We start from the raw sequence: 9,845 nt of genomic DNA, 5'->3' as shown, positions 1-9,845 counted from the left end.
ATGGGGGACTCTTGGTTCCAGGGCATGATCAGTTACCTCCTGATCATGCGTATTAACCTGTAAACCATGTCCCCGGTGAGAAATGTAAACGATGTCCCCGGTTTGTACCGGGGCAAGCCCCCTCCCACATTTATATTTCGCACAACCTGCAAGACTACAAATCCCTATATAATGTGCGCCCTTTAGCCATCCCTGACTTTCAAGGAGCCTTAGTGAGCACGTTGCCACCCTGCCCAAAATGCAATTCCGAATACACCTACGAGGACGGCGCCCAGCTGATCTGCCCGGAATGCGCCCATGAGTGGTCCGCCAATGGCGAGGCCGAAGCAGCCGGTGATGAAACCGTGAAGAAAGACTCTGTGGGCAACGTCCTGCAAGACGGCGACACCATCACCGTGATCAAGGACCTCAAGGTCAAGGGCACCTCCCTGGTGGTCAAGGTCGGCACCAAGGTCAAGAACATCCGCCTGTGCGACGGCGACCACGATATCGATTGCAAGATCGACGGTATCGGCCCCATGAAGCTCAAATCCGAGTTCGTCCGCAAGGTCTGAACCTGCTGCCGCCATCCCGCGCCCGCCGCGGGATGGCGTTTCACCCTCTCGTTGATCCCACGCAATAACCACTCAGAAAAAACCAGAATCCGCCAATAGGCACTTGCTATTCCACGAATAAGAATTATTCCCATTGAAACCCATCAAGGAGAATGATCCATGACTTATTTGATAGATGCCTGGCTGGACCGCCCACACCCTTACCTTCGAATCCTGCATCGGGAAACCGGCGAAGTCTGTGCCGTGCTGGAAGAAGAAGCGCTGAATGAGCTACAGGACCAGGGCGACCTGGACGTGAATGGCTTGAGTTCGAGTGAACCGGGCGTACTGAAAGAGGTGGTGCGCAATCTGTTTCTGTTCTGCTATGCCCGAGCGTTGCGCCCGGCCACCGAGTTGAATGGCAAGTTCCATCCATGAACCAATATGTCCAATCTGTGGATGCGGGCTTTATGTGGGAACGGGCTTGCTCGCGAAAGCGGTGAATCAATCAACAAGTGAGTGACTGACACCCCGTCTTCGCGAGCAAGCCCGCTCCCACACAAGCCCAACACCCGCAGTAATCAGCAGGTCTTACAGAACGTCGAGCAGCTCGACGTCGAACACCAGAACGCTGTGCGGCGGGATGCTGCCAACGCCTTGAGCGCCGTAAGCCAGTTCGCTTGGCACGTACAGGCGCCATTTGCTGCCGGCATTCATCAGTTGCAGGGCTTCGGTCCAACCGGCGATCACGCCGCCAACCGGGAATTCTGCTGGCTGGCCGCGCTCGTAGGAGCTGTCGAACACAGTGCCGTCGATCAGGGTGCCGTGGTAGTGAGTACGCACTTGGTCTTCGCGGGTTGGCTTGGCGCCATCACCTGCGGTCAGCACTTCGAATTGCAGACCGGAAGCCAGGGTGGTGATGCCATCACGCTTGGCGTTTTCAGCCAGGAAGGCCAGGCCTTCACCAGCAGCCGCTTCAGCCTTGGCAGCCGCTTCGGCTTGCATGATTTCACGGATAACCTTGAAGCTGGCGGCCATTTGCTCTTGGTCGACACGGCTTGGCTTGCCGGCGAAGGCGTCGGTCAGACCGGCCAGGATAGCGTCCAGGCTCACGCCCGGTGGCGGGTTGTCGCGCAGTTGGTCGCCCAGTTGACGGCCAATGCCGTAGCTGACGCGAGTTTCGTCGGTGGACAGATTAACTTCAGACATGAAGGTGCTCCGCTGTAGGACGACACGGGAAAAGCCGCACGAAGGCTGCGCCTCCCCCGTCATCCAGAACTAAAAGGGCCAGCAGACTAGCACACAACACCAGGCCTTGATGAGCGCCCGGGCATACCTATCTACTGCCGACCACACTGCGTCAGTCCCCATGCTGGTGATTCAACTCATCACTCCCGGGGCTGTGCCAATGAGTACGCCGAACACCCTTCCATCCGCACCCACGCGGCAACAGATCCATACCCACTTGCTAGAGATCGACCCAACGCTGCGCGCCCACAGCCAGCGGCCTGTCGTCCTACCGAAAGAACGCGTGACTCTGGAACACACAAGCGCCACCTTAAAACGTATCAACGGCACATTCCAGGCTCAGGCTCGCGCTCTGTATCAAGGCCTCGATCAGGTGGACCTCACCCAGGTCGCCGGCAAACAAAAACTGAGTCAATTACAATCAGACCTGAATAAAAACCTCCAGACCCTGGATGAAACAGGCACCGTCGATGGCCAAAGTCGCAAGACTTACCTGACTTTCACGGCCGGCATCAGTGCCCTGGAGCACGAGGCTCGACTCAACGTCAGTGACTATTTGCTGTCCCCTGCCGACCTGCTGATGCTTGAAGATTGTTCACGCGGGCCCGACTTTCGCCCGGGCATGTACGCGCTCACTTTCAGCTATCAGGAACACACGGTGGCATTTGCCGGCACCTTCGTGCTGACGCGCAAAGCCAGCCCTGCTGTCGACAGCCTGAGCAGCACCGACCCCGTGGGCCCGGTGCTGTTATTCACCCCTTCTCGCGGCCTGGAAGCCTTCGACTCGCTGCACGAGCTGGATCAAGGCTTGCAATCGGTGATGGCGACGCATGCCGGACGGACAGAGTTCAATCGCCACCTGCCCGTGCGGTATCAGCATCTCGACCCCATTGAAATTTTCCCGCTGAACCTGCAGCCCATCGAGGGTGAACCGCTGTTCGAATACACCTACCAGGCCCTGCTCGACAAACGCACACAAGACATCGACTTCGCCCTAAGCCTCGCCGAAGACGGCCAGCTCAACGCCGCACAGCTCCAGCAGTATTTGGACAACGCCGTCAACGCCGCCCTGCCGGACCTGACCTTGCGCCTGGACCTCAGGGCACAGCTGTTGCTGGAACGTGATCTCTATCACTCCCTTCCAGACTGGTACCGCAGCGCCGGCGACAGCCAACGCAAGATGCTTGACCTGAACCTGCAAAGTTATAACCGGGCCCGTCAGGCGTTCATGGACCTGATAGGCCCCGCGTCAACTCCCCATGCCCTCGCTCGGTATCAATGGGCCGAGTACCTGGCCTATCAGTGGGACATACACGACTTGGACCCGGACAAACTGCACATCACCACTCACCGCACGGTGGCTCAAGCAGGCACCTACGTTCAACAACACTCACTGGTGGAACTGACGTTGCGTGGCCTGCACACGGGTGACGCCAACCCCGGCTCAGCCTTCCTCGAACACAGCACCCTGAGTTATGCCGGCGCTCCGTTGAGTGGAGAGCATGCTTACATAACGCCGCAAAACCTGATCACCCCGTTACAAAACCTGCGACCGCGCCTGGAATTTGCCAACGTCCAGAAAAACGCCTTGGGCACCCCGCACATCAAACACGCCGCGCGCAGTTTTTTCGATCAGCGTCTGGTGGCCATGGCTTATCTCGCCACGTTGCAAGGCCATCTGAACCAAGCCGATTTCCAACTGTTTGAGCAATTGCGAGACACCCCGCGCCCGGAACTTTGCGCGCAAACCGTGATGTTCCACGGCGCCCAGCTCAAGGACCTGTGGCTGTTGCGCGAAAATGATGCGAGCGGTCAAGCCAAACGTCTGTTGCTGTGTACGCCTGATGCTCCAAGCGCACAGCAGTTCTACAGCTTCAGCACGGAGCGCGAATGCCAGACTCACATCCTCGGCTGGTTGAGTGACAACCCCCAGGCAGACAGTCGCTCAATGGCCGGGTACGTGCTGGAGCAAGTGCCCTTGCGCTTCCGCCCATCGATGACCGCTGTCATGCAGGGCATCGGTTTCAAGCCTGGCGCCGAGGAACACCTGAAAGTGACGTTCGGTAAACCCTGCAGCCATACCGACTGCCTGGATGCCATGGCGGCGCATCGTCTGGCACTCTTGCTGGATGACTACGAGTTGGCTTCACCGGCCTGGTACCGATCCGCCTCGGCGGCTGACCGCATGCGCCTCACAACCCTGGCAGAGGACGCCGCAGGCGCACTGCGCGTGTATAACGCGAGGCCAGACTCAGAAGCCAGTTTCCCGACGTTCGAGAGCTACCTGCACGAAAAGGCCAAGCGCAGCCTGAATCAATTGCTGGGCCGCCCTCAGAACGACATCGACCCTGACAGTATTTTCGTCTACTCACCCCAACCCTTGATCGGTGATGGGGACAAGCCTGTCTCCTACACCACGCTGTACCGCAACGGGTACGACGACAGCATTGGTTTTCTCAACGAAAAGTTTTCCCGCTCCGCCACGTTTAGAGGCCCTCCCGGTGTTGACTTGAGCACACTGACCACCGAAAAAGTCGAGCGCTCGGTGAGAGGTGTATGGATTGGCGAACGCTATACCAATGAAGTCCGCCAGCGCTTGCAAAACAGCAGCAGCCCCAAGTACGACGAGCGTCGCAATGCAGTGCTGGCGATCCAGCAATTGCAAATGAAAAGCTGCGCATTGGAGTCGCGGCTGCAAGGGCATATAGCCAGCATCGACCTGGCCTGGCTCGAACGGGCTATCGACAGCCTGACGGACACCTCCATCACCGTACGCAACACTTACAAAGTCCACCGATTGTTTATCAATGGCGACTGGGTCATCGGTAATTACCTGTTCAGCCATGCCGACAACCCGGTGCTGTTGTACACCCCGGATGCGCCGGACAGCATCGCCTTTCGTGAAGCAAGGCTATTCAATTACCTGCTCAAACAAGTCGACGGCATGCTCGGTTACTGGCGCGCGCGGGTGCCGCTGACGTCGATGGCACGCATCGGGTTGTTTTTACAAAACGCAAGTAACGGTTTGCCGCAGGATATCAATCGCACTACACCGAGCCCTCCACGATACGACGGGATAAGCCATATATCGCCACTCAGCGACTTGCGCCATGAGTTCTATAACATGAGCCTGCAGCGCAAGATCGACGATGTGCAAGGCACCACAGTCAATCGCACCCAGATGATCACCGGCATTCTGTGGACGTGTATCGAATGGGTGACGGCCATCGCCACCATGCCGTTCCCCATACTCAGCCTGACCCTGGGTGGCTTGCTGGCCTTCAAAGACGCCATGCTCGCCCTGAATGCCTACTACCAAAACGACAAGAGCGGTGCGCTGGAGCACTACATCAGTTACCTGGCCAACTTCGGTGGCGCCGTGCTGTTTGATGTTCGCCCTGTTCTGAAAAGTACCTTGAGGCCGCTGCGGCCGATGATCAAACCGCGCCCACAAGCAGCTCAAAGTGCAGTGGTCGGCAGGCTCGACACGCTCACGCCTGAAAACATGCAGCCTGCGTTGTTCAACGGGCGGGAGTTGTGGACCACCAAAACGCCCAACTCCGAGAACATCTATGTGCTGTATCGCCTGGACACGGGCACCGGCCAATTTCATTCGACCGCACGCCTGGTCAAGCGGGAGGGCGACCGCTGGGTACGCCCGACCGTACGCGGTGGCACCAACGGCTATGAATCATTGATAAACGAGCAGAGCAGCCCGCTGGACAACTTCGACATGACGGGCGATGACGCCACGCTGCTGCGCGACATGCTCGATCCAACATTCAAGGAGAACCTCCCAGGCATGGAGTTGGGAGCACCGGAAACCATCCTTCACAACTTCCATGCCAGTACATCGTTTCTGCGCGACGCCTACTCAACGAGGGTTGCGCAATTGACCCAAAGCGCCGAGACGTTTTTCCAGGCCTTGCCTGCTCCAACCCCAAAAGCACCCGTTCCCGTACTGGCCGTCGACGCGGCTCACAGCGATATCGTCAAAACGCTGTTCGGCCGCGATAAACGCTTGATCATTGGTACTGACAGGAATCCAACCGCCAGCCTGCAACTCTTGATCGAAGAACTGCCCACGCTGGTTGAGCAAGGGCTCAAACGTGTCTACATCGAGCACCTGCCACGAGACCTGTTCCACAGCAAACTGAAAACCCTGAGTAACAGGCGCTCTGGAGACAAAGCCCGCGCACTGAGAACGCTCAAGCGCCAGCTGGAGTTGACTGATGACAACCTGGGCTTGTCGAAAGATGCAGCCTTCACCTACAGCAAATTGCTGCATGAAACCCAGCGCCTGAACGTTGAGATTGATGGGCTGGACGGCTCCGTGTCCTATCACCTCGAACCGATTACGAGCCTGCTCGACAGCTCACGCTTCACCCCTCGCAGCAGCAGACTGCGCAACTTTTATTCCCACACGCTCATTGAACACAACCTGAGCGACAACCCTGGCGAAAGCTGGGTGGCGTTGGTGACAGCGGATCGCCTGGGTACATATGAACGAGTGCCCGGGCTGGCGGATCTGCAAAAAACTCTGGCCTTGCGCGTTCAGAACGCCGCACTCGGACAGCCAACCGGTGTGTGGCCCGACAGCACCGCGCTGGGTCTGTCCCGAGGGGATTACGCATTGTCGATGCCGGCAGCTCATGTCGAATTGCCCGCACCGATCCCCTCTGCGACCCCGCCTGTGCCGGCCACACATTTTGCAGAATTCGACTTGCCCCTCGCCATTCACGCACCTATTGAAGAGATAAAGCAGGGCCGCTTCGGGCTGGATACCCACTACACGTCAACCAAACCAGATCATGTGGCTGCACAGCACCAATTCAGCGAAATACGACAACGCTTGGCGAGCGCAGCAGAAACTGCTTTCGCCGGCGTCACGCCAGCCCCGCGCGCACCTCTGACTCAACTATCGACACAGAGCGAGCAGGTATTTATCGAGCAGCTGTATCGGCAAAAAACCGGATTGGTCATCGATGAAAGCCACATCCAGCAGTCCGCCAAGCAGTTCTTGATCGACTATATGAAACGGCTGAAAAAACAGGGTGTGAAGACGTTGTACATGGAGCACCTGCTCACCGACCTGCATCAGGCTGCATTGGACATATTTCACCGCACCTCAAAAATGCCGCCGAGCTTGAAAAGCTACCTGATGGCCCTCGATGTGGGACATATGCCGGGGTACAAGGGCTCCCACACGTTTACCAACGTGGTCAAAGTTGCCAACAAATACGGGATTCGAGTCAGGGCACTGGACTGCACAGCCAGCTATCACGTCAAAGGCATCATCGGTGAAATGGGCCGGGGTGAGTTATTCAACTATTTTGCCAATGAGGTGATCAAGGCCGATCAGCTCGCCGAGGGAGCCCACAAATGGGTGGCCTTCATGGGCAATTCCCATACCGATATGCACCGGGGAGTGCCGGGAATTGTTCTGTTGCAGGATGCTGCCAGCCTGCATGTGAATGATACCTTCCCGGAGCAGGCCAAGAGACTGCGCCTCGGCGGTTGGCGATCTGTCGGGGAACGCTCGATTGTGGCCCTGCGCAGTGATTTCAGAATTGATGTGGGTAACCTCAAACAGCCAGTGCCGCGGCGTGCACCGCTGCCCGACCGTACACGGCTTATCGAAGCGGGTCAGTTCTTCATCGAGCACCCCAGTGAATTCGAGGTCAACCTGGTTCACCGCTCCCGCAGCAATGAAATCATCACCACCGCGATTCAGATCGATGACAAAGGCCAATACTTCATCGAACGCTGGGAGGCACTCAAAAATGAGCGTTTCTTTGATCTGATAGTCCTGATCGAAGTGCTCAAAGCACACCCTCCTCGGGGCCTTGGGCTACGGCAAATAACCTGACAACCAACGCCTGAAAACCTCGCCCGACCATCGGGCGGGGTTCACCATTCATCAGCTCGCTTAAAAATAATTTCAGATCCCCGCCTCGCCGCCGATACCGACCTACATACTTTGGCTGGCTCAAACAACAATACCATCCAGCAAACAGACATCATTCTTGCGGAGCATTCGATGAACAGCTGGTTCGGTAACATCAGCGTCAACCTCAAACTCGGCCTGGGTTTCGGCCTGGTACTGGTCCTCACTTCGATTCTGGCCCTCACCGGCTGGACCAGCCTGGGCGGCCTGATCGATCGCAGCAACTGGATGAGCGACATCACTCAGCTCAACGCCTCGCTGACCAAACTACGCATCGTGCGCCTGCAATACATGTTGGCCAACGGCGACGAAACCGTGGCGCAGAACGTACAGACCAGCCTTGACGCCTTCGTTGCCCAGCAGCAAAAGCTGCTCGATACCTTCAAGAGCCCGGAAAACCTCAAGCTGCTCAATGACCAGAAAGCGGTCATTACCGCCTATCAGCAGTCGCTGAACAAAATGCGCGAGGCTTACCGTAACGGCAATGCCGCGCGCCAAGTGATGGGCGACAAAGCCGACATCGCCAATGCGCAAATCAATGCCTTGGACACCAGTGTGCAGCAGATGGGTGACAGCCCGGAGCGGTTCACTCAGTACCAGGCCGTGACCAACGCCAAGGAAGAATTCCAAGTCGCACGCTATGAAGTGCGTGGCTACACCAACAACGCCAACGCCGAGACCGAAGCCCGCGCCGCTGCGCAAATCGAGAAAGCCGTCAGTAGCTTGAAAAGTCTCAGCAGCGCCTTCGGTAGCAGCCAACAGACCGCATTGGCCGCACTGGAAACCGCACTCAGTGCCTATCGCAGCGCTGTGCAAAACTACAAGGCAGCCAATGCCAATATCGTTGCAGCCCGTGCCGAAATGACCACTCAGGGCAGCGACATCGTGACCATCAGCGACAAGTTGTACGACATTCAACTGGAACGCCGTGACGCAGAAAGTATCCAGGCCCGTAGCCTGCAATTGATCAGCACACTGCTGGCGCTGCTGGTGGGCGTCATCGCCGCCTGGGTCATCACCCGTCAGATCACCCGCCCGATTCAGGAAACCCTGGCCGTGGTGGAGCGCATTGCCTCCGGCGACTTGAGCCACAATATCCAGGTCACTCGCCGTGATGAACTGGGCGTGCTGCAACAAGGCATCCAGCGTATGGGTACCACTCTGCGCGAGCTGATCAGCGGTATTCGCGACGGCGTGACCCAGATCGCCAGCGCCGCTGAAGAACTGTCAGCCGTTACCGAACAAACCAGCGCTGGCGTGAACAGCCAGAAGATCGAGACCGATCAGGTCGCTACCGCGATGCACGAAATGACCGCTACCGTGCAGGAAGTCGCACGCAATGCCGAACAGGCGTCCCAAGCCGCCTCCGACGCCGACGGCCAAGCCCGCGAAGGCGACAAGGTGGTGGCCGAAGCCATCGCCCAAATCGAACGCCTGGCTGCCGAAGTGGCACGCTCTACCGATGCCATGACCCATCTGCAACAAGAGAGCAACAAGATCGGCAGCGTGATGGATGTGATCAAGGCCGTGGCCGAACAGACCAACCTGCTGGCGCTCAACGCGGCGATTGAAGCAGCGCGTGCCGGTGAAGCCGGTCGAGGGTTTGCCGTGGTGGCCGACGAGGTGCGTGGCCTGGCCCAGCGCACACAAAAATCCACTGAAGAGATCGAAGGGTTGGTCGCCGGTTTGCAGAACGGCACCCAGCAAGTGGCCACAGTGATGAACAACAGCCGCAGCCTCACCGACAGCAGCGTCGAGCTGACACGCAAAGCCGGTGCGTCACTGGAAAACATCACCCGTACGGTGTCAAACATCCAGTCGATGAACCAGCAAATCGCCGCCGCCGCCGAGCAGCAGAGCGCCGTGGCCGAAGAAATCAGCCGCAGCATTGTGAATGTGCGTGATGTGTCGGAGCAGACCGCTACAGCGAGTGACGAGACGGCCAAGTCGAGTGTGGAACTGGCACGGTTGGGTAGCCAGTTGCAGCAGATGGTTAGTCATTTCCGGGTGTAAAAACAAAAAAACCGCCTCGGTATAAACCGAGGCAGCTCCACTTCTCAGACCTTAGCGGTCATCGAAGCTGTCCCGCAGGAACTTCCAAACGTGATAAGCACGCA

At 57.8% G+C, this 9,845-nt stretch carries 5 protein-coding genes and 1 pseudogene; 5 read left to right on the top strand and 1 reads right to left on the bottom strand.

All coding sequences use genetic code 11. The annotated features are described in order from the left end of the window. Window positions 1–212 precede the first annotated feature (212 nt). The gene (locus tag AC07V4_RS26105; protein WP_017254008.1) at window positions 213–554 is read left to right on the top strand and encodes a zinc ribbon domain-containing protein YjdM; all 342 of its coding nucleotides are present in this window, start codon (window positions 213–215) and stop codon (window positions 552–554) included. Between the two features lie 159 nt (window positions 555–713). Further along, window positions 714–971 carry a PA4570 family protein gene (locus AC07V4_RS26100; protein WP_003194088.1) on the top strand — a complete coding sequence of 86 codons (258 nt, stop codon included), beginning with the start codon at window positions 714–716 and terminating at the stop codon, window positions 969–971. A gap of 153 nt (window positions 972–1,124) precedes the next feature. Here AC07V4_RS26100 and bamJ read toward each other — a convergent pair whose 3' ends face one another. Next, entirely contained in the window at window positions 1,125–1,742 is a 618-nt protein-coding gene (gene bamJ, locus AC07V4_RS26095) for a BamJ family beta-barrel-assembly machinery protein (protein WP_017477811.1), read from the bottom strand. 199 nt (window positions 1,743–1,941) lie between these two features. On the opposite strand from bamJ, the gene AC07V4_RS26090 reads away from it, so the two are divergent. The 3 genes and pseudogenes from AC07V4_RS26090 (at window position 1,942) to AC07V4_RS26080 (ending at window position 9,741) form a co-directional block, all read left to right on the top strand. Next, a complete protein-coding gene (locus tag AC07V4_RS26090) occupies window positions 1,942–7,650 on the top strand; it encodes a membrane-targeted effector domain-containing toxin (RefSeq protein ID WP_492638655.1) in 5,709 nt (1,902 codons plus the stop codon). 171 nt (window positions 7,651–7,821) lie between these two features. Next, window positions 7,822–8,886 (top strand): annotated as a pseudogene (locus AC07V4_RS26085) (methyl-accepting chemotaxis protein); the annotation flags it as partial. After that, window positions 8,878–9,741, top strand: a complete 864-nt coding sequence (locus AC07V4_RS26080; protein ID WP_492638656.1) for a methyl-accepting chemotaxis protein — start codon at window positions 8,878–8,880, stop codon at window positions 9,739–9,741. The pseudogene AC07V4_RS26085 and the gene AC07V4_RS26080, both read left to right, overlap by 9 nt. The last annotated feature ends 104 nt before the right edge of the window (window positions 9,742–9,845 follow it).

The organism is Pseudomonas sp. GW821-FHT03A09, from assembly GCF_059421065.1.
Note: the sequence above shows the minus strand (reverse complement) of the source record. Positions and strands in the feature narration are given on the sequence as shown.